The sequence below is a fragment of the Enterocloster citroniae genome, from assembly GCF_040545455.1.
Taxonomy (GTDB): domain Bacteria; phylum Bacillota; class Clostridia; order Lachnospirales; family Lachnospiraceae; genus Enterocloster; species Enterocloster citroniae.
Window position 1 is genome coordinate 129,272 of record NZ_JBEPLZ010000001.1, and the last position, 22,556, is coordinate 151,827.

The following is a 22,556-nucleotide window of genomic DNA, read 5'->3' on the forward strand; positions in this document are numbered from 1 at the left end:
TCAATCCTCAGCATTCCATTTATAGCCCACACGGCGGACCGTCACGATCTTTTGCGGATTGCCTGGGTCATCCTCGATTTTTGTGCGTAACCTGCGGATATAGACCGTCAGCGCACTGCTGTCTATATAGTTTTCATCACAGTCCCAAAGTCTGCCCAAGATCTGCTCCGGCAAAAGGACGATATTCGGATTTTCCATAAACAGGCACAGCAGTTTGTACTCGCCGGCCGTCAGATCGATCATCACTCCGCTTTTATAGACCTCCCGCTTTAGCAGCTGTATCTTGATGCCATTGGAGCTTAGTTCCGTATCGGCCTGGTTGAAATTATCACTTCTGCGAAGAAGCGCATTGACCCGTGAAAGGAACACCGCCAGCTTAAAAGGCTTTGTAATGTAGTCATCACCGCCTATATCAAGCCCCATGATGATATCTGTCTCTTCGTCCGCCGCTGTCAGGAAAATGACCGGTACTTTGGAGGTCTGGCGGATCTTCCTGCATAGATCATAGCCGGAGCCATCAGGCAGGGATACATCCAGAATGACCAGATCATACGTTCCATTCATCCACAGCGTTTCTGCTTCTAATTTTGTCCGGGCAACATCAATCTCATACCCCTGTTTTCTGATGGCAAAGGACAAACCGCTTATTAAACTCAAATCATCTTCAACAAAAAAAATACGCCTCATTCTTTTCACCGTCCTTAACATGCATGCACTTCCGATCATCCCATTATAGTCCATTCATTGGAAGAGTACAAGAAAACAAGAAAAACTGGCATAACCGCAGCTATGCCAGTTCCCGATAACAATTGATTAGCCCAATGTCATAAATGCGTATCTGACCACAAATACCACAGATATCACCAGCGTCAGGGCTTTTACATCCTGCTTCCTGCCGGTCATAAGCTTCATCAGGCAGTAAGTGATCAGGCCGAATGCCACACCGTTTGCAATGGAGTAGGTAAATGGCATGAATACGATAGTGCAGAATGCCGGAAGGGCATTGCTCATCTCACTGAAGTCCACTTCCCTGATATTACCCAGCATCAGAATGCCGACAAAGATCAGGGCGGGCGCGGTTGCCGCTGCCGGGACAATGCTGACAATGGGAACAAAAAGGATGGATCCCAGGAACATAAACGCTGTCACAAGGCTTGTGAGCCCGGTTCTTCCTCCCACTGCAATTCCCGCACTGGACTCCACCACGGTCGTCACGGTAGAGGTTCCAACCATAGCGCCTGCCAGGGTGGAGACAGCATCTGACATCAGGGCCTGTTTCATCCTGATGACTTCACCGTTTTCATCGATCATTCCGGACTGCCGGGCGGCTCCCAGCAAAGTTCCGATGGAATCAAACATATTCACCAGTGAAAAACTGATAACCAGCATAGTCACTGTAAATACGGTTTCCATAAAATTGGTTCCTGCAAATAAGCCCGCGAAGTCCATTCTCATAAAGGAAACCTCTGCAAAATCCCTGAATTTCACCCCGATGTTCATATCCAGGTTTGAGAGGTGGGTGATACCAAGAGGTATTCCAATCAGCGTGGCGGCTACAATTCCTAAAAGAATGGAGCCTTTCACCTTTCTCGCATGCAGGATCCCCATTATGATCAGTCCGATCAGGGCAGTCAGGGCGCCGTTGATGAGCATCATATCCGCTCCCTCCAGCTTCCACTGTGAAAAATCCACCAGACTGACAAGGGTGGCCGGGTTTGAAATAATAATACCCGCATTCTTCAGTCCGATAATGGTGATAAACAATCCGATCCCAGGTGTGATCGCCATCTTGACCGCATCGGGAATGGATCTGATGATCGCCTCCCTCAGGCCGATCGCTGTGATCACAATAAAGAAAATACCTGAAAGAAATACAATAACAAGGGCCTGCCCATATGTATATCCCATTCCCAACACAACCGTATATGCAAAGAATGCATTCAGTCCCATGCCCGGGGCCTGGGCAAAGGGAACTTTTGCGTACAGTGCGCAGAGCACGGTTCCGATAAACGCCCCGATACATGTTCCGATAAATACACCATTTGCAATTTTCTCCGCCATGACCGGATCCCCCATGATCACGTACGGGTCAGATAAGATCTGCGGATTCAAAATCAGAATGTAGGCAATGGTTATGAACGTTGTGATTCCTGCAAGAACCTCCGTTTTAATGCTTGAACGGCTTTGAGATATTCCGAAAAACCTGTCTGCAAAGTCTGCCTTTTGTTTCACTACTATGTCCTCCATATCATTTTTTCTATCTGAACGTATCAACCTTCTGAGCGTATCAACAGTCCAACGCCGCTATCCCTGCCTTGTAGCCGGAATCTCATTGGCTTTTCGTTTCCACTCCCCTCCACCAATAAATACCTGATTACCAAAAAAAGAGTCAACTACAAAAGCCATGTAGTCAACTCTTTACGGTAGTTGGTAGAAACTCTGAGCCAATTCTCAGGATATACATAGTGAATAGCATTATTTTTTAATACAAAAATAATTATATATCCTAAAAGATTTTTAGTCCATTTGCCTTTTTATCAATAAATCACTTTATTTTTTGTGCACATTGTATATTTTTTGCGTTTTTTTATGATTTTCAGAAGGAATTACGCCGGATTACCTTCTTTTATCACTCAATCCCCAATGCTTCTTTTACCTGATCACCGATCACTCCGTCAACGGTGAGTCCATTGTCCTCCTGAAAGGATTGGACGGCCTCCTTTGTCTTTGTGCCCGCTATGCCGTCAGCTTCTCCACAGTCATACCCTTTGTCATTGAGGGCCTGCTGCACCTTTTTCACAAGCTCCTTGTCCGATGAGGAAGCCGACTTAGCGCCCGATGCAGCGGCGGAATCAGAGGCGTAAGGGCATACGCCGCCCGTATGTAAATGTGCGGGATGTCCTCCGCAATGGTAATGATAGGAGCCTAAGCCGCTCTTATTTTTATTATCCTTATGGCCTCCGTTGGAATCAGTCCTTCCCGAGTGCGCTTCTGCGGTGATGACCGAGTATGTATTGATGTAACTTACCGATGTTCCGGCCACCATGATCCCCAGGCCCATTGCAATGATTTTGTTTCTTATATTCCTCATATTCTCCCGCCCCTTTTTTTAATATTTTAAAACAAGTTACTGTATATAGCATAATTATAGCGAAATTGTCAAAATATGTAACCATGTGTTTGGAGTATTTTTATAGTCGATATTACGACTATATCTTGATGGGGAAGGCTTCTCCCTTGGGTGAGAACCTCTATAAAAACAGTTCTATCCTATCATCCTTTCTCATAAAGTTTATTAAATCACCTAACCTGCCCTTTTCAGGAGGATGTTCCATGAATCGTATCCAATACAGTATCCTCGCAAATCCGGATTCTTTTCCAGTTATACATTCCAATTGGTATCCCCCGGTTGCCGTTGCAAAAAAGAACTTACAATATGCAGAGATCCTCACGCCGGACCTTGCCTCTGCCGCCAGCGAAATGACGACCGTACACCAGTATCTGTACCAGTCCTGGACCCTGAGCAATGACTACAGGACCATCCGGCGCGTGATCCAGCGCATTGCCGTGGTGGAACAGCATCATTTTACGATCATCGGGCAGCTCATCGCTCTTCTCGGCGGCCGGCCGGAATGCCGTTCTCTGGAACCTGGCTCGTACTGGTGCGGCAACATGGTGGACTATGACTGTGACCTTCGGACTTTGCTGTCAAAAAATGCTGAATCAGAGCAGTTCGCAGCCCAGGCATACGCAGCCCAGGCAAAAGAAATCAACGATCCCCATGTTTCCAAAATGCTTGCAAGGCTGTCCCTTGATGAGAAACTGCATCACAAAATATTCAGTGATTTTTTATCTCAAATACCTGAGCAGCCCATCTGTTAACAGGATTCCTAAGGCAATCCATATTAGAAGTCATTGAACATTTCTGTTATACCGGCCGTAAGAATTTTGCGGAGTTGCAGCCTGGTATGGAAACTCCGCAAAATACGATTTTAACGCTTAGACCACTGCAATTATCTGCATTTACAAATGAATTAAAGAAATTAGGCTGTTAAGTAAAGCATTCAATTATAAATTAAATTATAAATTAAAGGCAGGCAAAAAACACAGCCTGCCTTTCTGAATCAGTTCTTTCTGAATCAATTCTTCCGCACATCTGCCAGAAAGTACGTTCCAAATACACTTCTAGTGGATTGCATCCTCAAAAAATTCGTATGCTTCTTTATCCGTAAATCCTTCATGCACAATCTTTCCGATTGCTGCCGCCATCTCCAGGGAGTGGGCGCTCTGGAAAATGTTTCTTCCCATGTCCACGCCGTGTGCTCCGCCGCTGATTGCATTGTAAGCCAGGGTCAGGGCTTCCTTCTCCGGAAGCTTCTTGCCTCCTGCCACTACGATGGGAACAGGGCATGCCGCTACAACTTCTTCAAAGTTTTCACAGTAATAGGTTTTAATGATGTTGGCTCCCATTTCAGCAACAATCCTGGTCGCCAGCTTGAAGAAGCGGTCCGTGCGCTCCATCTGTTTACCCACGGCCACAACGCCCATGGTAGGGATACTGTATCTCATTCCCAGATTGATCGCCTTTGAGAGGTTCTCAATACTGGACAGCTGTCCATCGGCGCCGATGAAGGTCTGGATCGCCATACAGTCTGCATTCATACGGATCGCGTCCTCAATATCAACCGCCAAAATTTCATGGGACAGGTCATCGTTCAGCATAGAGGAGCCGGAGGTGGAACGAAGGGCAATGCCCTTGCCGCACGCCGGTGTCACGCATGAGCGCAGAGCGCCTCTGGTCCCCATAAGTACATCCACATAGGGAATCAGCTTAGGAATCACCAGATCCAGACGCTCCAGTCCGGCAGTTGACCCCATAAAGTATCCATGGTCAAAGGCAAACATAACCGTGTTCCCGCTTTTGGGATTAAAAATATTGGACAAATGTTTTTTCATTCCCCAATCCAGGTTGTTTGCTCCCTTAACATAGAAGCCATCGTTATTTGCAAAGGGTACATCCACGTGGTAATCCTTTGCAACCTTTACACCTTCCAAATCAGCCATAACCAGAAATCTCCTTCCAATTCTTCTCCTATAAGTTCATACAATTTTGATTCATTTTTAACTTAGAAGTTATAATCATTCATATTATCTGCGTTAAATACAGTGCGTTCCGGCAGCAATACAACACCGTTATTTACCTCTGCGGTAGATGCGCCCTCAACCAGGCTGTCATTTGGCATAACTTCTACCTCACCGATGTCAGGAATATTAATCTTGTCGCCTACATGTACTTCATTGCCTGCTGCAAGGTAAGCTGCAAGGTAGCAGCCCATTGCGCCCTGTACGCCGCAGTCCCACAGTCCCCACTGCTCGATCACGCCGGCTGCACAGTAATCCTTAATGGACATAGGTGATGCAAAGCCTGTTATTGTAACATCTTCCTTGGTCAGTCCCTTGTTCTGAGCTGCCTTGCACTGTCCCGGAAGGGCGGTGGAGTCATTGCATATGATCAGGTCAATGTCAGAGTGTGCTTCCAGAATGGATGCGCCGATGGAAACCGCCTTCTCTGCATCCTGCTCTGAATAATAATTGTCAGGAGCTACATTTTCCCAGTTCGGGAAGTTTTCTTTGATATAGGCCTCGCCTGCTACCTGCCAGGAATTCTGATCGGCAACCGTTGCCTGTGAATAATGCCAGCAATATTTGATGGTATCATTTTTAGTATCTTTGCCGCGGTTGGTCAGGGAATCAGCACCCATATCAACCAGCATTTTACCTAACAGATCCGGTGTTCCCTGGCTGACCATAAGGGTACGTGCTGTATCGGAAACATCCGAATCCCATGTAACAACGGTAACGCCGGCCTCTTTTGCCTCTGTCAGCGCGGAGTCCAGTCCGGTTGCGTCAACGGATGAAATACAGATCGCATCCACGCCGCTGGCAACTGCGTTGTTGATCACGTTAACCTGGTCTGCAACCGCTGCATTGGCGCTGCCCTGGTAGTCAACGGTAAAGCCCCAACCCTTGGAATACTCCTGTGCACCGTTGTTGGCGGACTCAAAGAATGCGTTTCCTGTCAGTTTTGGAACAAAGGCAACCGTCTTGCCTGCAACATCTGCGCCTGCTTCGGGAGCTGCCGCCTCTGTCTTGCCGTCTTCCGCTTGAGCCTCCTCCGTCTTGCTCCCTGCCGCTTCTGTCTTTGCCTCTGTTGCGGGCGCCGCTGCCGTGGCAGCAGTACCGCCGCCGCAGCCTGCCAGTGAAACTGTCATTGCTCCTGCAAGAACCACTGATAACCATTTTTTCTTCATAACATTGTTCCTCCTTAAATTATTTATAATTGTGATTGTTATCGTATTTTCAGGGAAATTCCGTTCCCATAATACTTCTCTTCGTATCAAAGAAGATGCGCTGTCCGCGCTGTTACAATTTCTTCCTGCGGAACATGGCGATCACCTTCTGGTTATTGACCAGAGAGCGGCCAACCACCACCACCAGAAGAATCAGTCCAACGGGAATATCCAGGTACTGCTGGCTTACCTTGAAGCAGAGAGGGAGCCCGAATCTTAATACTCCGATCACAACCGCTGCCAATGCAGTTCCCAGAACACTTCCCTTGCCCCCGGTGCTCAAGGTTCCTCCCAGCACCACGGCTGTAATGATAGGCATGGTCAGGGTTGCTCCGATATCACTTTTGGCAGTGCCCAGATAGGAGGTGAGGACAATACCTGCCACCGCCGCGCTCATGGCCGACAACACATAGGTGCTCATGATCACCAGCCTGCTGTTGATGCCGGAATACTCCGCCGCATTTTGGTTTACGCCAATTAAGAAAATCTGTCGTCCGTATTTCGTCTTATGCAAAAGGATGTAGGCAATAACTGCCAGCACCAGAAAAATCAGCACCTGGTTGGGTATGACCCCAAACAACTTAAACTTGGTAATCCTGATAAAGCTGTCGGGAAACCCGTTGATCCCCTTATAGCTTTCAGTGGCCGACAAATTGGATACCAGCAGCGCAAGACCAGAAAACAGGAAGCTTCCGCCCAGTGTGACCACCATGGGCTGTACGCCGCAGTAAGCCACAAAATATCCGGACAGAGCACCGCACAGCGCTGCAACTATGATTCCCAGCCCTGCCGCAACCCAGATATTAAGTCCCCAGTCCTGCCAGGATACACCGAGAACAATGGAGGTCAGTCCTACAATGGAACCAGCCTGAATATCAATTCCTCCAGTAATCATGACAAAGGTAACAAATAAGGAAATGATACAGATGGATATCATATCATTGATGCTTCCGAACAGTACACGGGGCATCAGAAATTTACTGTTGGCTGTTGCGAATATTATGAACTCCAGGGCCAGAATACAGATCAGGACGGTCTCCCAGCTTTTTAACGCCTTTTTCATGACTGAACTCCTCCTTTTTTATCAGCGCCCATCGCTGTCCTCGCAGACAGAATCTGGTGCCGGTTCTTCAGGATGGCCCTGTTCTGTGTCACTGTATTGATCACCACGATCGTAATGAGAAGAATTCCGGTAATGGTATTGTCATAGTCAGAAGAAAACCCCAGGAATACAAGGATCCTGCTGATAGAAGACATAATGATTGCGCCGATGGACGCGCCGATCAGGCTGCCCTGGCCTCCTGTCAGGCTGATCCCTCCAAGAACACATGCCGCAATGGCTTTCATCTCGTAGCTGTTGCCCGCGGTGGGCGTAATGAAGCCGATACGCGATGTGTAGATCATGCCGGCCGCTGCCGCAAAAACTCCGCTTACTATGTATGCTGTGATTTTCGTCTGGGATGCAGGGATACCAACAAGGGTTGCTCCTGCCGCGTTATCCCCTACCGCGATAAAATACTTGCCCTTTTTAGTCTGCGTCAGAATCATATGCCCCGCGATCACTACCAGGATTGCCACCGCATAAAAGGTGGTGAGCTGTCCCGCGATCAGGGTATTGGACATCCTTGTATATTCGGCGGGAAGGTTTTCCACCCATGCTCCTTTTGTAAATACGTAAATCAGGCCGCGGACAACACCATTGACGCCAAGGGTAAATATAAGGGATGGAATCTGAAGCACCGACACTCCGAACCCGTTGACAAATCCAATGATTGCTCCGATAGCCAGCGCTGCCAGAATGGCCACGGCCCAGTTGGAGCCGTCCCTCAGCAGCGTTGCTCCCACTGCCGCCGACATGCCCAGAGTCGCGCCCACCGAAACATCGATCTCACCTGTCAGGATAACAAAGGCGCTTCCCACCGCCAGCAAAGTAAACACCACACTGTCATTAAAGCAGTTCAGGATCGATGTGGGCTGCCAGAAGCTTGGATTTACACAGCCTACAATGAATATCAATGCTGCCAGAAATAAAAAACTGCTCATTTCATGGGTTTTCATTATTTTCTTCAATTGATTCATGTCTCTCCACCTGCTTTCATTCTTCTGTCACGCCAAAGGATGCCGCCATCAGGCTGGCCTGGCTGATTTCCGCCCTGGTCAGTTCGCCCTTGATCCGCCCGGAAAATACGACCACCGCCCGGTCCGAAAGCTCCACGATTTCTTCCATATCGGAGGAGATAAGCATAATCGCCACACCCCGGGCCTTCAGTTCATGAATAATGGAATACACATCTCCTCGCGCCGCCGCGTCAATACCACGGGTGGGTTCATCCAGGATCACCAGCTTGGGATTGGTTGAAAGGGAACGGCCGATAATGATCTTCTGCTGGTTTCCTCCCGAAAGGCTTCCTGCTGTCTGATCCTGCCCCGTAACCTTGATGCGGAAGTCGTCAATATATCGGCCGGCCACTTCCTTCTCGGCTTTTTTGTTCAGAAAGAATCCTCCCATCTTCTTATCTCTTAATAAGGAAGATGTGGTGTTGGCAGCCACATCGCTGATGGCGAATAGTCCGTTGAGTCTTCGGTCCTCAGGCACATAGTTGATTCCCGCCTCCAGAACTTGTGCGGTGGAGCATCCTGTTATATCCCTGCCATCCAGAATCGCCTTTCCTCTTAAAACCTTGTCTCTTCCAAATATGGTTGTGGCAAGCTCCGTACGTCCGGCGCCAACAACCCCGGCCACTCCCAGCACCTCACCCGGGTACACCTTAAGGTTTACATCCTCAAAACCATAGCCGGTGTAGCCCTGAAGCTCAAACACCGGCTTCAGTCCCTCATAATTAAGGGTTTTCTCCTCCCCTTTCCCATCTTTGAGATCCGCCACATCCATATTGGGAGGAAGGAGTCCCTTTACCAGCATTTCCCTGGTGAAGTCCGATACGCGCCCTTTTAATGTGATAATTCCGTCCCTCATAATTGCCACATGGGTGGCGATCTGAAACACTTCTGCCAGACGGTGTGTTATGTAAACAATTCCGATGCCCTTCTGCTTCAGATCTTCCACGATCTTGAAGAGGCTCTCAACTTCGTCAAATGTAAGCGCGCTGGTAGGTTCATCCAGGATCAGCACCCTGGCATTCCTCAAAAGTCCGCGCAGCAGCTCCACCAGCTGCTGTTCTGCTATGGAAAGACTCATGGCCTTTCTGTTCAGGTCCAGGTGCCATCCGATATCATCCATAATCTGTAGCAGCCGCTTTCTCAAGGTCCCTGTCTTTTCCTTAAATCCAATGAGGACGTTCTCTTCCACTGTCATGTTAGGAAAAAGCATAGGTTCCTGAGGTACCATATAAACGCCCTTGGCCAATATCACCGAAGGCTTGAATGAATGGATCTTTTCATCTGCGATGACCAGTTCTCCCCCATCCGGCTGATAAATACCCATGATGATCTTCATCAGGGTGCTCTTTCCGGCACCGTTTCCTCCTATCAAAGCCAGCACCTCGCCCTTGCCGACATCCAGATCAATTCCTTTTAATACTGCATTCAAACCAAATGTCTTAAAGACGCCACGGACAGAAAGCAGCACTTCCTTAGAATCACATGTCTCTGCTTGACTCATGTTTATCCTCCTTAGCGCACCTGTTATTGATATTTTTGTTTATAGTCAAAACATTTGTAACACTTGTAGTATACGGGAACCATATAAGTTTGTCAAGGGGTTTTAAGCATTTTAACCCTTGCCCCCACTGTTTTGCCCCTTCTATTTAAGCATATTTTTCTTTATTTTTTACCTCCATCCATTCTTATATTGGCCAATTATTATGTTTTTGTGGATTATTGTTCCTATTTTATGTACATTTCCTATACTATTTCATATTGACATTCATATTTGGCTCTGATATACTAATCACAGGGTGAAACATTTTATTGATTGTCAAACATTTGTTTCTACCGACACAAAAATCGGAGGTGCGTACGGCAGATATGGATTACGAAGATTCCTTGATTGTCAAAACAGCTTGGTACTATTATATAGAAAACATGACTCAGCAGAAAATTTCAGAAAAACTGGGCATATCCCGCATGAAAGTCATCAAACTATTGGAAAAGGCGAAACAGACAGGTGTGATTCAATTTAAAATTTCACCGGAACGGAGCCAGCAGCTGATGATCGAGCAGAAGCTGATCACCCAATGGAATTTAAAGGACATCTTTGTGGTTCCCACTCCGCCAAGCGGTTCCAATCTGAATGAAACCATTGCTCAGGCAGCCGCTATGTATATAGGGGACCGTCTGACAGAAAACATGTTTATCAATATGGGCTACGGAGACACCCCCAGCAGGGTATTAAACCACTTGGCCACCATTGCGGAGTCGCCCATTTCCGTGGTGTCCCTCACAGGAGGAGTCAGCTATTATCTGCCCAATATCCGTTCCAACATTTTCAATGCCAAGCTCTATCTCTATCCGGCGCCGCTTCTCGTCTCTTCCAAGGAGATGTGCAAAGCCATGCGTAACGAGCCTCCCATTGAAGAGATTGCAAGAATGGTCCGCCTGGCAACCATGACAGTGATCGGCATCGGAGCCATGAACGATGATGCCACTATCATTTCCAACGGAATTTTAAATCAGAATGATTTCCTATATCTCTCCATGCAGGGGGCAGTGGGCGACATTCTGACCCACTTTATTGATAAAGACGGAAAGCCGATTCACAGTGATGTGGAAGAGCGTCTTTTCAGCACGCCTCTGGAGACATTAAAAAGTCTGAATAATGTCATTGGGATTTCGGGCGGCCCTCAGAAGGTGGAGGCCATCCGCGCAGCGTTAAAGGGCGGATATCTGGATGTACTGATTACAGATGAAGAAACAGCCATGCAGCTGATTGATTTAAGCTGAAAAAGATAATGTAAAGGAGGAGTTTACATATGTCAAAGAATTATTTTCTTACAGTCGATGCCGGAACGGGGAGCGTCCGGGCCGTCCTGTTTGACTTAGCGGGCAACCAGACCTCATGTGTACAGCAGGAATGGGATCACAGGGAAGATCCCAGATACCCGGGCAGCATGGATTTTGACTGGGAATACAACTGGAAGCTGACCTGCGGATGCATCAGGGGTGTGTTGGAACAGTCCGGCATTTCCCCGGCTGACATTGCAGCAATCTCCACCACCTGCATGAGGGAGGGTATTGTACTCTATGATAAGGACGAACACGAAATTTGGGCCTGCGCCAATGTGGATGCAAGAAGCACGGATGAGGTCAGCCAGCTAAAGAAGGCATATCCCGGACTGGAACAGGAATTATATATGGAATCCGGACAGACCTACGCCCTGGACGCCCTCCCCCGCCTGTTATGGGTCAGGAATAAGATGCCGGATGTCTATGAAAAAATTGCATATGTGGGAATGTTTAACGACTGGCTGATCCATAAGATGACCGGAATCCTGGCCGTGGAGCCAAGCAACGGTTCTACCACCGGACTATTCAGCCTTAAAAAGAGATCCTGGGATCCCTCCATTGCCAGACGCTGCGGACTGCGCACCGATATGTTCCCTGAAGTAAGGGAATGCGGCTCCAGGGCCGGAACCGTGACTGCACAGTGCGGGGAACAGACCGGGCTGGCCCAAGGAACACCTGTGATCGTAGGAGGCGGCGATGCACAGCTGGGCTGTATCGGCGTAGGGGTTGTCAGGCCAAACCAGGCGGCTGTGTTCGGCGGAAGTTTCTGGCAGTATGAATATAATACAGCGGACGGCAGAACAGACAAGGAATGCAGAGTCCGGGTCAACTGCCATGCGGTGCCGGATGTATGGCAGTACGAAGCCCTGGCATTTAAACCCGGACTCGTGATGCGCTGGTTCCGGGACGGCTTCTGCCAGGCGGAAAAAGAGCTTGCGAAGCTGAAGGGCACGGACCCATATGATGTGATGAATGAGTACGCCAAGGACATTCCTGCAGGCTCCTACGGTATGATGTGTGCATTCTCCGATGTGATGAACTTCATCAACTGGAAGCACGCCTCGCCAACCTTTACCAACTTCGAGCTGGATCCGGTACGTTTTTCAAAGTATACCTTCTACCGCGCTATCCTGGAAAATACAGCCATGGTAACCAAGGGCCATCTGGACCTGGTGCGCGAGGCAACCGGGAACCAGCCTGAGGAGATCATTTTTGCCGGAGGCGCTTCCAAGAGCCCGTTGTGGTGCCAGATTTTATCCGATGTTCTTGGACTTCCGGTAAAGGTTCCGGTGGTCAAAGAAGCAACCGCCCTGGGTGCAGCGATTTTGGCAGGCTATGGGACCGGCATCTATAAAGACATGTCAAAAGCAGCAGAAAAACTGGTGCAATGGGATACCACCTATGTTCCGGATTCCGCCAATCATCAGCTCTACTGTGAAATATATGAACAATGGCGCAGAATTTATAAGGCTCAGCTGAATCTGTGCAACCAGGATCTGACCAGAAGTATGTGGGCTGCCCCGGGATTATAAAACAGGAGGAATAGTAGAAAATGTTTATTATAAATGAAAGTGAAAAAGAATATCGTTTCGGGGACAGCGGCCCCAAGTACCTGATGAAAGGTCCCAGAATGAATTTTGCTGTAGTCCAGTTCCAGCCAGGCCAGGATTTCAAGGCACATTACCACAACATCATGGAGGAAGACTTCTTTATACTCGAAGGAGAGATCAACATTGTGGTGGACGGGACCGTGCACCATTTAAAACAGGGAGACTTGATCCACATCGAACCGTTGGAAGTCCACTACTGTTTCAATCCATACGGGCAGACCGTGAAAATGATCTCCACCCTGGCTCCGTTCCAGGAAGCGGATAAAGTGGAGATAGATGATTATAAATTCTAGTAATGGGTGTTCTTTGCTGAAAGCTCACATATAGCCTGCTTTCAATACATATTCATATCCAAACCGCACATACTACCATTATTAGGAGGTGTGTCTTATGGATCCCAATGAAACCGTTTGCTTTTGCAATGATGTTACCCGCGGCATGATCAAAGATGCCATTGCTGCAGGGGCCAAAACCCTGGAAGATGTACAGGAAGCAACAGGAGCCGGCACCGCATGCGGCGGATGCCTTGATGATATCCAGGCGATCATTGACGAGTTGGCAGAATAATTCATCTTTGACCGTGCCCCCATGGAATTGCCATTAATTCCATGGGGGCATTTATCTTCCAGAAACTACTAAGCGCAGGATCTAATTAATAGAAAGGTATCCGGGATCAACATATTTTGTAAGCCAAACCCCATTCTCCGACAAGTAGAAATCAGCCCCATCCCGGCACATTCCGGCTGCATCCACTTTGATCACCACAGGCTCCCCATGGCGCTTTCCGACTTTCAAGGCCGTATCATAATCCTTTGAGAGATGAACATATAAACGGCTCATGGGTTTTAAACCCTTTGTCTTTATGCTCTCCATGAATCGGGTGGCTGTTCCGTGATACAATACATCCGGGGGAAGCATCTTTTTCAGCTCCACGTCCACAGCAATGCTGTGCCCCTGATTTGCTCTGATCCGCGTATGTCCTTCATCGAATCCATACCGATTCTTTTTGTCTTCCCGAACAATCTTTTCCAGCAGATCCAGATCAATAAATCTGCCCGTCCCATTGATGCCATGGATCAGCTCATTTACATCTGCCCAGCCATGTTCGTCCAAAGTTATACCTGCGGCATCCGGTTGATGACGAAGCACCAGACTTATAAATACACTTAATCGGTCATTACTTTTCATGAACGTTCTCCTTTAGTTAACGTATTCCACGATCAAACTCCAATAGCTCCGCTTCCGTGTTGGAATCCACAAAATGTTGTATTGCCTCGGAAACGCTGTCTGCCTGGGCATTATTTGCAACAATACCAGCTAATCCCAAAACAATGATCTGATGGATATCTTGTTCATCAAGTTCCGCCACTGATACATTAAATTTGTTTTGCAGTTTTGCCAGCAGACTTTTTACTACCATCCGCTTCTCTTTTAACGAATGCACCCAAGGAGCATGTAATTTTATCGTTATTGTCAGAATCATCATATGATTACACCTCGTTCATCAAAAACATAATTCATAAGCCACGGCCCCGGTGCATATAATTAGCTAAATACAAGCAAGAGGTATGCCATTGTATGAAAATCCAAAATAAAAGTGCTTTTATCATATCAATCCTTATCCCCCTGGCTGTTGGTGCCGTCTCTGCGTTAATAGGCGGAAATATGTCAACATACGCCGCATTAAACAAACCAGCCTTAAGCCCTCCCGGATTTGTCTTTCCTGTCATTTGGACCATACTTTACATCCTAATGGGATTTTCATCATATATCATCTATTCTTCAAGCCGTCCCAATAAGACAAACGCATTTTTACTTTATGGCATTCAGCTGTTTTTTAATTTTTTCTGGAGCATAATCTTCTTTCATTTTAAAGTTTACCTGTTTGCCTTTATTTGGCTCATAGCCTTAATCTATATAATAGCCATTATGATAAAGCATTTTTATATTGTTAGTCCTTTGGCTGCTTATTTACAGATCCCCTATTTCCTATGGTGTATATTTGCCGCCTACTTAAATTTATCCATATTAATATTGAATTAATACTTTTTACAGCACCGTCTTGCCATGCTCCCCGCTTAGATCCTATGATCTTAAGGTGGGGAGCTTTAATCTCCTCCCGCCTTAAAATTATAAACAGGCTTTGCCTAAAGAATACTACAAAATCCGCCAACTATCAATATGCAGAACAGCAGGCTCCAATGAGCCTGCTGTCCATAGTATGATCCGTTATGATATTATTCAAATACCGCACAAATATGAATTACAGATAGAATACCGCACAGAGAACAGTTGTAACAATACCAAAGAGGACTACTAACGGGAAACCGCATTTTATAAAGTCCTGAATATTGTATCCACCAGCTTCCATAACGATCAGGTTGTTTCCGGCACCAAATGGGGATGCGAACACACCAGATGCACAGATACTAACAAGCATTGCGCCTGCAAGAGGATTGATACCAGCTGCCTGGCAAAGCATAAGGGCAATTGGAAGAACCAGTACAGTTGCAGAAGAGTTCATCAGGAACTGAGTGATCAGCAGCTGAAGGGCTGCAATACCGCCAAGCAGTGCGATTGGAGAAAAGCCTGCAAGAACAGGTGATAACTGGGTTACGAAGAATTCAGCTGCTCCAGTGCTGACAAGTGCCTTACTAATTGGGAAAACGCCTCCCACAAGGAATACGGAAGAGATCGGGATTGCCTTAATAGCCTCATCCATGGTGATACATCCTGTTAAAACAACAAGCACGGAACCGATAACGCCTGCCAGCATGATCGGAATAACGCCGGTTGCCATTGCAAGGATTGTAAATACGAAAATAGCTGCACAGTAAGGCATCTTCTTCAGGTTGTAATCTTTTGTTCCGTCCACATTGACATCGATGTCTCTGTCAGGAAGCAGTCTAACGCCGATAAACATCATGTATAAGATACCAACGATCAATAACGGAACACCAATTTTTGCATATTCAAAAAAGGCAAACTCGGGAAGTCCATTATCCTTCAAAATACCATTTGCAACAATGTGAGGGGTGGTACCTGCAAGAGTGATACATCCGCCCAGAGAAGCAAAGTAGGAAAGCGCAAGTAACAGTCTGGATCTCTTAACGCCAGCCTTCTCAGCCATGGAGCTGACGATTGGCATCATACATGCTGTGGAGCCTGTATCGTTTAAGAATGCAGAAAGTCCGCCGGCCACGATACCTGTTCCTGCCAGCAATCCTTTTTCATTCTTTCCCAGAACTCCGATGATCTTTGTACCGAGAAAATCCGCAAGCCCTGTTTTAAAGAAAGCAGAACCAATGATGCAGAAACAGATCATGAAAATGGATGTGGAATTGGTGAAATCAGCAAAGGCTGTATCTGCCTTAATAATCCCAAAAAGTGCAAGAGCGGTAGGAATGATTGCTCCTGTAATAATAATGGGGATTGGTTTAAAAACTAAAAGTAATATGGTGATAACAAAAATCACACAGGTGATAGTTGCTTGTACAGACATAACATAACCCTCCTCTTACTGTCTTAATGATTCGATCAGTCCTCAACAGACGCGCGGAATGCCTTAAGTTCATCCTCTTGCGTGTTGACTGAGATGGAGCAATCAGGCCCCAGAATAAACGGCTGATCTTTCATTCTTTCAATGGCATTATGGGCCATTGCGCTTATTTCTAATGCTTTATTTTGGCCGAACAGCCGTTCATCACAGCCGCCCATTGGCGTAATCCTTCCAATCCAGTTCTTAGCGCTGTCCAATTTTACATTTCCTGTTGCGGATTCCGCCCAGTGAAGGATATCGATTGGATAGTCGGTAAAGTACTCAGGATTTGAATTAATTCCGCAGGTATGAACCCATATCTTCGCAGGTTTCAAAGCATCGATCAGCATAAGATCGTATTTCCTGACGTAACGCTCCCATTCTTCCTTTGTAAGATAACCAGTTCTTGCCAGTGCCGCCGAACTATAAAAAATACCGTAGAGCCCTGTTTTAACCAGTTTCTCCCCGTATTTTGCCAAAGAAACGGTAATGTTTCTCATGGCCTGATCGGTAAGCTGCGGATAATCTTGAATCGCCCTCACTAAGCCTTCCTTGGATGTGGGCCGATATCTTCCGGAAGCAATTTGTCCAAAAAACATTTCAAACACCGCGCCCGGACAAAAAATCGTATGGAAAACAGGAGTGCCTTCAGACCCAGCGATCACTTGTTTCACTGCGTCTATCTGCTCAAGAAAAACATCCTCACTTCCTGTCAGCTCAACAATTTTTTCTAATTCTTTTCCAAGGTTCTCATCCCCATGAAGCAACGGGTCTATACATGGCGCAACAACCGATCCCATGTAATCGTCATAGGAGTATTTCTGCCCCCATGCTTCGCAAAAAGAAGAAGCTCTGGGTTGAAGTTTGATATAGTCCCAGTCATATGTATTCTGAAATTCAAGCATTTTATTTGCAAATCTTTCAGCTCCGCTATGTTCATCTTCTAAAAAATGTCTCCATGCAGATACCGGAACACGATCCGCCTTCTCTCCGTTTAAAACTGCCTCCAGCCTTTCTTTTTTAGACCACATGCCCTTTCCCCCTTTCATAAAATTTTAATATCACAAATAAACCCGCGTTGATTGTTTATTTACTATTAGATAATATCACTATTTTTGTCGAATTAGAATCACAAAAATTAGATATATTGTATCTAAAAATTAGATATCAAAAAAAGGCAACAAAACATTGCCTTTAATTGAAAATTATTTAGTAAGATTTTAGGATGATTTAGCTCATAAACAAGCATCAAAATGCTTTAGGAGGAGGGGTGGGAATTTTCAATCATCTCCCTGCAAAAGCTGATAAAATGCGCGGTGGCGGATGACAGCGGATGCTCTGATGATACGATAACATGCCTGTCAGCACTGACATCACCGCTTTTTTCCCCTTCAATATCTACAAGCGGACGTACAAAGACATCTTTTGCCGCCAGATCTTTCACATCAGATATACAGACAATCCCAATGCCTGCCATGGCCTGCGCCAGCATAACAGTATAAAGCCTTGAACCCGATACACAGGTAATGTTAGGGTTAACTCCAAACTTTTGGAACGATAACCGTAAAACGTTTTCAAATGTTCTGGGAATGGCAAGAGGGATATTATCTAAATCCCGAATGGATACCTTATCAACATCCTCGGATATCCACGGGTTGCCTTTCGCGCAACAGACATGGAACTTCTGCTTGATCACCAACTCTTTCCTGACCAACGGCGACATGGCTTTACGCTGTCTGATAAAACCAACATCGATCTTATTCTGTATTAAAAGTTCTATGATTTCTTCAGACGGCCGTTCAAAAATACTATACCCGATCCGCGGATGGGCGATCTTAAAATTTGTCAGGATATTATTAAGGACAAGGTCAGGATGGGCCATGGTAAGTCCGATCCTTACGGTTCCGATCACCCCGTTTAATAAACAATCAATATCTCTGTGTGCGGTTTCTTCACAATGTGCGATCTGCTTTGCGATCGGATACAGGATCTTGCCCGCTTCCGTCAATTCCAAGCCCTTTGACTTTCTGATAAACAGCGAAGCATTATATTCTTTTTCCAATAGCTTTACCTGGTTAGACAGCGCGGACTGTACAATATGTAATTCTTCCGAGGCTTGAGTCAACGTCCCGTAATCAGCAATCATTATAAAATTTTTATAATATTCAACATTCATATTTATTTGCATGGTGTTTCAAATGCAATACACCACAACCTCCTTAATACCGCCAAATTTCAAAGATAGAATATAAGAGAGATTTCAGTCATTCTCTATCCGCAGAGCCAATGACCGACATCACCCTAATGTCTTTTATTATACCACATTTTGCGGTAAAGAGAAAGGCTTGTGTTCTTTTATGCGGATTACGGCGGGGGATGTCCTCGATTCTGAGTTCATATGCCGTCAATGGATGTAGTAAATATCCTTTTTGACCGTCATGTCCCCATCATTGATATCCGGATGATATTTGTAGCCAAGGTTTAATTTGCACTTGGAGGTATACTGTAAATAACACCGTTTATTTTTTCTTCTTTTCTTTCCCCCATCTTCATCACTCCATTGTATATAAGGCGTTCTGCCCGTTGTTTTAGGCAAATCCTATATTGTCCTTTTCCAATTTTTTAATATGACGATTCCTAAAACCAGCCATCATAAGGTTCTATTCTTCTATATCTGCATTTTTTAATTCTATTAATGACTTTTCTTCACCGAGCCCTGTCGAACTCACCATTCCTATATACAAATGCATGAACAGTGGCTTCTCCGATTATCAGTGGTGCATGGAGCACGGTATCCATCCGGAAACCTTTTACAACCGGGTCCGTAGACTTAGGAAGAAGGCCTGCTGTGAAATCCCTGAGTTGATTTCCAAAGAGGAGCCTTCACCTGCTCCGATTCAGGAAGTGGTTTGCTTAAATATTTGTAAAAGGCACTTGATTTAAGGAAGGGGCGGAATTCGGTATTAACCGACTGCCCCATAAGTATTAAGCTTGAATTTTTAAATTGCCTGAGCTACTAAGATACGCAAAAAGTATTGCAAGAAATTGACTAGAGGTTGGCCTTCTATCTAGCCTATGACCAGCCAGTTTTTGAAGAAGGCGTGGCTCAGATCTCCATGCTACTTGCGATAAAGTCCTAATATTTCGTTCTACCGAATTACATGATGTTTGATACTGTTTCGCGATTTCAGGATATAGACATTTAGTAACAGAATGTATGCACTCCTCATCTTCTTTCATAAGCAAAAGAGCATATTCCGTGTAACGATATCCGATATAATGCAAGTCTGCTCCAAGCAGAGTCAGTAATGTATGTATTTCTGAAGAATCAAATACGGGTTTATGCAGCATCTCCATTCCTCCTTCCTATCAAAATTTTCAACTCCTTGAAGAAGATCAGAATTTCTTCGTCTGTTAATAAAAAAACATAGTATACCAATGTCATGGCAGAAAATCCATACTTTCCATGTTCTTGATCAATATATGATCGCGGCGAGACACGTAGGGCTTCCGCCATATATTCTTGAGAGAAAGCATGAAAGTTACGGTACATATGAATTTGACTTCTTAAATAGTCTTGAAACATAAGCTTTTTCTCATTCATGAAGATTCCTCCTACATTCTACAAGTATGTAAAAATTATATCGTTAATTGGAAAAATATGCCATGAGGTACGCTTCAGAAGGGTTTCAATGTGTGATATTACTTTTTATAAGTTAAGTATTTTACTTTTATAAAATATGTTACTTTCTAAAACTCTGCCAGATTGTGATTATTTTATCTATAATGATTATAACATATTTATTGGATTTATATCCTTCAATATATGAAATATTTACAAAATTTTGCTATATAATTAATTGATATCAGACAAATGTAGTCAGTCAATACCTATATCACAATATTTTAACATAAAAGAGACTCTCTCTAGCCCCATAAGGATTTATTTTTTATTCATTATTATTTACCCTCAGTGGACAAGGGGATACACGCCCCAACCGCCGTCTTTTGGCGGCTGGCCGCGTTAACGTCAGTCGGCGTACGCCCAGTACGCCTCCATCCGTTGCCCTGCCAGCCGCCAAAATACGGTGATTGGGGTCCGAAGGAGTTTTGCCCCACAATCAAAGACTGTAACAGACGTGATATTAGAAAAAAAGCAAAAAGAAAAAGCCCAGAAACCTTATAAAATAAGGACTTCTCGACTTTCTTCGGGTTGGGCTATTCGTTAAAATAGTCAGCAGGGGAAGAGGGGCTCGAACCCCCATCTACGGTTTTGGAGACCCGCTCTACCACCTGCTAAAGCACGATTTTACGTCATATTTGAAGGCTGTGTTGGCATTACACCCATTTTACACCCAACCTATCTATAGAATAGCATATTACATCTAATTGTCAAGTTATAATAAGTGGCTATCTATACATATCCCTCCCCATAATTTTTTTGAAAGGAGTGATGAATATGAGCACAGAGTATATGACAATCATGGAGATGATGGAATACCTAAAAATTTCACGAAAAACAGCATACAACCTAGCTGCGAGCGGAAGTATTCCCGTCTATAGATTGAGTCCTCGTAAGATGTTAGTTAAAACATCTGATATTGACAAGTATCTATCCAAACGCAAATCGTGAGCAACGGGGCGGTTTTATTCTACCGCCCCAAATTCATCACCAAATTCGTTCATAAACTCAACTAATGTCCTGCATGCGCCTAAATCCATTAGTACAGCCAATGTACGGTCAAATAATTCCTGCGTCATAGGTATCTGATGGTCAATACCTTTTTGAATCTCTTTATCACAATACAGCGAAACCATTACGAAATCTGCAATGTTATATTTCTGTTTATCTGTCAGCTCCTCAAATTTTGGAAAATCCATGATAGCACCCCCTCCCCTTTTCCTCACTTCCAGTATACAGTATTGTGGATATATACACAATATATAAATTACTAAAATATGCGTACAATAAACCTTAAAGAAGAGGAGTTGTACGATGATTGACTATAGCCCATTATGGGAAACGATGGCCCGCAAGGGAATTACACAATATCAAATACTCAAGGATAAAGTTATCGACAATAAAACACTTGATTCTTTGAAAAAGGGAAAGAATATTACATTACTAACTGTCGAACGTTTATGTAAATATCTGGAATGTACTCCTAACGATATAGTAAGCTTTAAAGATTAAAAAGCAAGCCACTGATTGTCGTGACTTGCTTTTTTTGTTTCTTGCATTCGTTGTCCCAGCCAGCCCGCCGCCCCATGGGTTCCCGCTGCTCTGGGACTGCCCCTTTTAGGGGGCACCACTCGTTAATAGGCCTTCGGCTGTAAACAAAATGTAAATATTCTATCAGCCCCGCAGGGGTGGGCTGAACATTAATATCTCCTCAAACTCTGGAATATCATCATGTAAAGATTCCTGCTCTGATCCCAATTGTAATTGTGACTGCTGCACAGGTAGTAATGCTGTATATCGATAAGATATTTCCTCCTTGATAGACAAACTGACTGTGTTATAAGCTGCCTCAACTTTAGTTAATAGTGATACATCATTCCCCAGTATACGAGCTTTTCCACTGCGGGCTAAAGCAGTGTTAAGACGATAAATGATTGCGGCTTTATTGGTACGGTTTTTTACTGGTATGAGTAGTCCGGCACAAGTCAATTCCGATATAGCCCGTTTAATTGTTTTCCTGCTTTTCAATCCAGATAATTTCATAATTTGTAATTGCGTTAATTGAACATATTGATTAGTCGCACACATCATATATGCCTGCCATACCAACCGCGCCGCAGAATTTAAGGTAGTTAATACCGACACATTGCTGTTCAAAGTAGACTGCATAACAAATGATACGTTGCTGTATTGCCTTTGACGACTAATCATTTGCGCTGATCGTGCTATACCTTTCTGCTTGTGTAACGTCTTATACAGTTTAAATGCCTGTTCAGCAATTTCAATATTTCCCGCTGTAGCGGCTGCTCTTCGTATATCAAGCAACATCTGGATTGCGTCATTACATGATGGATTTTCTTTGCTCATAGTATACCTCCCAAATTTGATACATGAATTATGATTATATTTGAACT

The 22,556-nt window shown here is 45.1% G+C and carries 25 protein-coding genes and 1 riboswitch; of the genes, 8 read left to right on the forward strand and 17 right to left on the reverse strand.

Features of this window, described 5'->3' with window-relative positions; genetic code table 11:
- From ABID13_RS00585 to ABID13_RS28615, 3 genes are all read right to left on the reverse strand, one after another.
- Positions 1 to 687, reverse strand: a complete 687-nt coding sequence (locus ABID13_RS00585) for a response regulator transcription factor (RefSeq protein WP_048930693.1) — start codon at positions 685 to 687, stop codon at positions 1 to 3.
- Positions 688 to 813: 126 nt separating this feature from the next.
- A complete protein-coding gene (locus ABID13_RS00590; RefSeq protein WP_207740175.1) occupies positions 814 to 2,247 on the reverse strand; it encodes a solute carrier family 23 protein in 1,434 nt (477 codons plus the stop codon).
- A gap of 140 nt (positions 2,248 to 2,387) precedes the next feature.
- Positions 2,388 to 2,484: riboswitch (purine riboswitch) on the reverse strand.
- A gap of 145 nt (positions 2,485 to 2,629) precedes the next feature.
- Positions 2,630 to 3,046, reverse strand: coding sequence for a peptidoglycan-binding protein (locus ABID13_RS28615; protein ID WP_416387858.1), 417 nt, complete (start codon positions 3,044 to 3,046; stop codon positions 2,630 to 2,632).
- Between the two features lie 287 nt (positions 3,047 to 3,333).
- Here ABID13_RS28615 and ABID13_RS00605 point away from each other — a divergent pair, with 287 nt between their 5' ends.
- Positions 3,334 to 3,882, forward strand: a complete 549-nt coding sequence (locus ABID13_RS00605) for a ferritin-like domain-containing protein (protein WP_007863875.1) — start codon at positions 3,334 to 3,336, stop codon at positions 3,880 to 3,882.
- Positions 3,883 to 4,185: 303 nt separating this feature from the next.
- Here the strand turns inward: ABID13_RS00605 and lsrF are convergent, their stop codons facing one another.
- From lsrF to ABID13_RS00630, 5 genes are all read right to left on the reverse strand, one after another.
- Positions 4,186 to 5,064 (reverse strand): 3-hydroxy-5-phosphonooxypentane-2,4-dione thiolase, encoded by an 879-nt coding sequence (gene lsrF / locus ABID13_RS00610; protein ID WP_045093312.1) that lies wholly within the window; start codon positions 5,062 to 5,064, stop codon positions 4,186 to 4,188.
- Positions 5,065 to 5,126: 62 nt separating this feature from the next.
- Positions 5,127 to 6,311 carry a substrate-binding domain-containing protein gene (locus ABID13_RS00615; protein ID WP_048930652.1) on the reverse strand — a complete coding sequence of 395 codons (1,185 nt, stop codon included), beginning with the start codon at positions 6,309 to 6,311 and terminating at the stop codon, positions 5,127 to 5,129.
- A gap of 112 nt (positions 6,312 to 6,423) precedes the next feature.
- Positions 6,424 to 7,413: an ABC transporter permease gene (locus tag ABID13_RS00620; protein WP_007863869.1), complete on the reverse strand. Its 990-nt coding sequence runs from the start codon at positions 7,411 to 7,413 to the stop codon at positions 6,424 to 6,426.
- Positions 7,410 to 8,429: an ABC transporter permease gene (locus ABID13_RS00625; protein WP_007863868.1), complete on the reverse strand. Its 1,020-nt coding sequence runs from the start codon at positions 8,427 to 8,429 to the stop codon at positions 7,410 to 7,412. The genes ABID13_RS00620 and ABID13_RS00625 overlap by 4 nt, the downstream gene beginning before the upstream one ends.
- A gap of 16 nt (positions 8,430 to 8,445) precedes the next feature.
- Positions 8,446 to 9,969, reverse strand: coding sequence for a sugar ABC transporter ATP-binding protein (locus tag ABID13_RS00630; protein ID WP_007863866.1), 1,524 nt, complete (start codon positions 9,967 to 9,969; stop codon positions 8,446 to 8,448).
- Positions 9,970 to 10,334: 365 nt separating this feature from the next.
- Between ABID13_RS00630 and ABID13_RS00635 the strand changes: the two genes are divergently transcribed.
- The 4 genes from ABID13_RS00635 to ABID13_RS00650 all read left to right on the forward strand — a co-directional run bounded on the left by ABID13_RS00635 (position 10,335) and on the right by ABID13_RS00650 (position 13,489).
- On the forward strand, positions 10,335 to 11,249 hold the full coding sequence (locus ABID13_RS00635; protein ID WP_007863861.1) for a sugar-binding transcriptional regulator: 915 nt from the start codon (positions 10,335 to 10,337) through the stop codon (positions 11,247 to 11,249).
- Positions 11,250 to 11,278: 29 nt separating this feature from the next.
- Positions 11,279 to 12,844: an autoinducer-2 kinase gene (gene lsrK / locus ABID13_RS00640; protein WP_048930651.1), complete on the forward strand. Its 1,566-nt coding sequence runs from the start codon at positions 11,279 to 11,281 to the stop codon at positions 12,842 to 12,844.
- Between the two features lie 20 nt (positions 12,845 to 12,864).
- Positions 12,865 to 13,215 carry a cupin domain-containing protein gene (locus ABID13_RS00645; protein WP_007863858.1) on the forward strand — a complete coding sequence of 117 codons (351 nt, stop codon included), beginning with the start codon at positions 12,865 to 12,867 and terminating at the stop codon, positions 13,213 to 13,215.
- Positions 13,216 to 13,312: 97 nt separating this feature from the next.
- The gene (locus tag ABID13_RS00650; protein ID WP_007863857.1) at positions 13,313 to 13,489 is read left to right on the forward strand and encodes a (2Fe-2S)-binding protein; all 177 of its coding nucleotides are present in this window, start codon (positions 13,313 to 13,315) and stop codon (positions 13,487 to 13,489) included.
- Positions 13,490 to 13,570: 81 nt separating this feature from the next.
- Here ABID13_RS00650 and ABID13_RS00655 read toward each other — a convergent pair whose 3' ends face one another.
- Positions 13,571 to 14,110, reverse strand: a complete 540-nt coding sequence (locus ABID13_RS00655) for an RNA 2'-phosphotransferase (protein ID WP_045093316.1) — start codon at positions 14,108 to 14,110, stop codon at positions 13,571 to 13,573.
- A gap of 16 nt (positions 14,111 to 14,126) precedes the next feature.
- Positions 14,127 to 14,408: a DUF503 domain-containing protein gene (locus ABID13_RS00660; RefSeq protein ID WP_048930650.1), complete on the reverse strand. Its 282-nt coding sequence runs from the start codon at positions 14,406 to 14,408 to the stop codon at positions 14,127 to 14,129.
- Between the two features lie 92 nt (positions 14,409 to 14,500).
- Here ABID13_RS00660 and ABID13_RS00665 point away from each other — a divergent pair, with 92 nt between their 5' ends.
- Positions 14,501 to 14,965, forward strand: coding sequence for a TspO/MBR family protein (locus ABID13_RS00665; RefSeq protein ID WP_048930649.1), 465 nt, complete (start codon positions 14,501 to 14,503; stop codon positions 14,963 to 14,965).
- 220 nt (positions 14,966 to 15,185) lie between these two features.
- Here the strand turns inward: ABID13_RS00665 and ABID13_RS00670 are convergent, their stop codons facing one another.
- The 5 genes from ABID13_RS00670 to ABID13_RS00690 form a co-directional block, all read right to left on the reverse strand.
- The gene (locus tag ABID13_RS00670; RefSeq protein WP_045093319.1) at positions 15,186 to 16,424 is read right to left on the reverse strand and encodes an SLC13 family permease; all 1,239 of its coding nucleotides are present in this window, start codon (positions 16,422 to 16,424) and stop codon (positions 15,186 to 15,188) included.
- 35 nt (positions 16,425 to 16,459) lie between these two features.
- On the reverse strand, positions 16,460 to 17,491 hold the full coding sequence (locus ABID13_RS00675; protein WP_045093320.1) for a uroporphyrinogen decarboxylase family protein: 1,032 nt from the start codon (positions 17,489 to 17,491) through the stop codon (positions 16,460 to 16,462).
- Positions 17,492 to 17,718: 227 nt separating this feature from the next.
- Entirely contained in the window at positions 17,719 to 18,648 is a 930-nt protein-coding gene (locus ABID13_RS00680) for a LysR substrate-binding domain-containing protein (protein ID WP_040416618.1), read from the reverse strand.
- A 797-nt stretch (positions 18,649 to 19,445) separates the two neighbouring features.
- Positions 19,446 to 19,817 carry a sporulation initiation factor Spo0A C-terminal domain-containing protein gene (locus ABID13_RS00685; protein WP_349129601.1) on the reverse strand — a complete coding sequence of 124 codons (372 nt, stop codon included), beginning with the start codon at positions 19,815 to 19,817 and terminating at the stop codon, positions 19,446 to 19,448.
- Positions 19,801 to 20,064 (reverse strand): hypothetical protein, encoded by a 264-nt coding sequence (locus ABID13_RS00690; protein ID WP_007863849.1) that lies wholly within the window; start codon positions 20,062 to 20,064, stop codon positions 19,801 to 19,803. Before ABID13_RS00690 ends, ABID13_RS00685 begins: the two co-directional genes overlap by 17 nt.
- An 879-nt stretch (positions 20,065 to 20,943) precedes the next feature.
- On the opposite strand from ABID13_RS00690, the gene ABID13_RS00695 reads away from it, so the two are divergent.
- A complete protein-coding gene (locus ABID13_RS00695; protein ID WP_354020858.1) occupies positions 20,944 to 21,093 on the forward strand; it encodes a helix-turn-helix domain-containing protein in 150 nt (49 codons plus the stop codon).
- Between the two features lie 14 nt (positions 21,094 to 21,107).
- On the opposite strand, the gene ABID13_RS00700 is transcribed toward ABID13_RS00695, so the two are convergent.
- The gene (locus ABID13_RS00700) at positions 21,108 to 21,341 is read right to left on the reverse strand and encodes a hypothetical protein (protein ID WP_048930647.1); all 234 of its coding nucleotides are present in this window, start codon (positions 21,339 to 21,341) and stop codon (positions 21,108 to 21,110) included.
- 115 nt (positions 21,342 to 21,456) lie between these two features.
- Here ABID13_RS00700 and ABID13_RS00705 point away from each other — a divergent pair, with 115 nt between their 5' ends.
- Positions 21,457 to 21,654, forward strand: a complete 198-nt coding sequence (locus tag ABID13_RS00705) for a helix-turn-helix domain-containing protein (RefSeq protein ID WP_048930646.1) — start codon at positions 21,457 to 21,459, stop codon at positions 21,652 to 21,654.
- Positions 21,655 to 21,816: 162 nt separating this feature from the next.
- Here the strand turns inward: ABID13_RS00705 and ABID13_RS00710 are convergent, their stop codons facing one another.
- Positions 21,817 to 22,509, reverse strand: coding sequence for a hypothetical protein (locus ABID13_RS00710; RefSeq protein WP_048930645.1), 693 nt, complete (start codon positions 22,507 to 22,509; stop codon positions 21,817 to 21,819).
- Positions 22,510 to 22,556 lie beyond the last annotated feature (47 nt).

Bases quoted from the DNA above. Each gene is read 5' to 3' on its own strand.
- ABID13_RS00585 (WP_048930693.1), bottom strand. From the start codon at position 687: ATGAGGCGTATTTTTTTTGTTGAAGATGATTTGAGTTTAATAAGCGGT.
- ABID13_RS00590 (WP_207740175.1), bottom strand. From the start codon at position 2,247: ATGGAGGACATAGTAGTGAAACAAAAGGCAGACTTTGCAGACAGGTTT.
- ABID13_RS28615 (WP_416387858.1), bottom strand. From the start codon at position 3,046: ATGGTGGCCGGAACATCGGTAAGTTACATCAATACATACTCGGTCATC.
- ABID13_RS00605 (WP_007863875.1), top strand. From the start codon at position 3,334: ATGAATCGTATCCAATACAGTATCCTCGCAAATCCGGATTCTTTTCCA.
- lsrF (WP_045093312.1), bottom strand. From the start codon at position 5,064: ATGGCTGATTTGGAAGGTGTAAAGGTTGCAAAGGATTACCACGTGGAT.
- ABID13_RS00615 (WP_048930652.1), bottom strand. From the start codon at position 6,311: ATGAAGAAAAAATGGTTATCAGTGGTTCTTGCAGGAGCAATGACAGTT.
- ABID13_RS00620 (WP_007863869.1), bottom strand. From the start codon at position 7,413: ATGAAAAAGGCGTTAAAAAGCTGGGAGACCGTCCTGATCTGTATTCTG.
- ABID13_RS00625 (WP_007863868.1), bottom strand. From the start codon at position 8,429: ATGAATCAATTGAAGAAAATAATGAAAACCCATGAAATGAGCAGTTTT.
- ABID13_RS00630 (WP_007863866.1), bottom strand. From the start codon at position 9,969: ATGAGTCAAGCAGAGACATGTGATTCTAAGGAAGTGCTGCTTTCTGTC.
- ABID13_RS00635 (WP_007863861.1), top strand. From the start codon at position 10,335: ATGGATTACGAAGATTCCTTGATTGTCAAAACAGCTTGGTACTATTAT.
- lsrK (WP_048930651.1), top strand. From the start codon at position 11,279: ATGTCAAAGAATTATTTTCTTACAGTCGATGCCGGAACGGGGAGCGTC.
- ABID13_RS00645 (WP_007863858.1), top strand. From the start codon at position 12,865: ATGTTTATTATAAATGAAAGTGAAAAAGAATATCGTTTCGGGGACAGC.
- ABID13_RS00650 (WP_007863857.1), top strand. From the start codon at position 13,313: ATGGATCCCAATGAAACCGTTTGCTTTTGCAATGATGTTACCCGCGGC.
- ABID13_RS00655 (WP_045093316.1), bottom strand. From the start codon at position 14,110: ATGAAAAGTAATGACCGATTAAGTGTATTTATAAGTCTGGTGCTTCGT.
- ABID13_RS00660 (WP_048930650.1), bottom strand. From the start codon at position 14,408: ATGATGATTCTGACAATAACGATAAAATTACATGCTCCTTGGGTGCAT.
- ABID13_RS00665 (WP_048930649.1), top strand. From the start codon at position 14,501: ATGAAAATCCAAAATAAAAGTGCTTTTATCATATCAATCCTTATCCCC.
- ABID13_RS00670 (WP_045093319.1), bottom strand. From the start codon at position 16,424: ATGTCTGTACAAGCAACTATCACCTGTGTGATTTTTGTTATCACCATA.
- ABID13_RS00675 (WP_045093320.1), bottom strand. From the start codon at position 17,491: ATGTGGTCTAAAAAAGAAAGGCTGGAGGCAGTTTTAAACGGAGAGAAG.
- ABID13_RS00680 (WP_040416618.1), bottom strand. From the start codon at position 18,648: ATGCAAATAAATATGAATGTTGAATATTATAAAAATTTTATAATGATT.
- ABID13_RS00685 (WP_349129601.1), bottom strand. From the start codon at position 19,817: ATGGAGATGCTGCATAAACCCGTATTTGATTCTTCAGAAATACATACA.
- ABID13_RS00690 (WP_007863849.1), bottom strand. From the start codon at position 20,064: ATGAATGAGAAAAAGCTTATGTTTCAAGACTATTTAAGAAGTCAAATT.
- ABID13_RS00695 (WP_354020858.1), top strand. From the start codon at position 20,944: ATGGAGATGATGGAATACCTAAAAATTTCACGAAAAACAGCATACAAC.
- ABID13_RS00700 (WP_048930647.1), bottom strand. From the start codon at position 21,341: ATGGATTTTCCAAAATTTGAGGAGCTGACAGATAAACAGAAATATAAC.
- ABID13_RS00705 (WP_048930646.1), top strand. From the start codon at position 21,457: ATGATTGACTATAGCCCATTATGGGAAACGATGGCCCGCAAGGGAATT.
- ABID13_RS00710 (WP_048930645.1), bottom strand. From the start codon at position 22,509: ATGAGCAAAGAAAATCCATCATGTAATGACGCAATCCAGATGTTGCTT.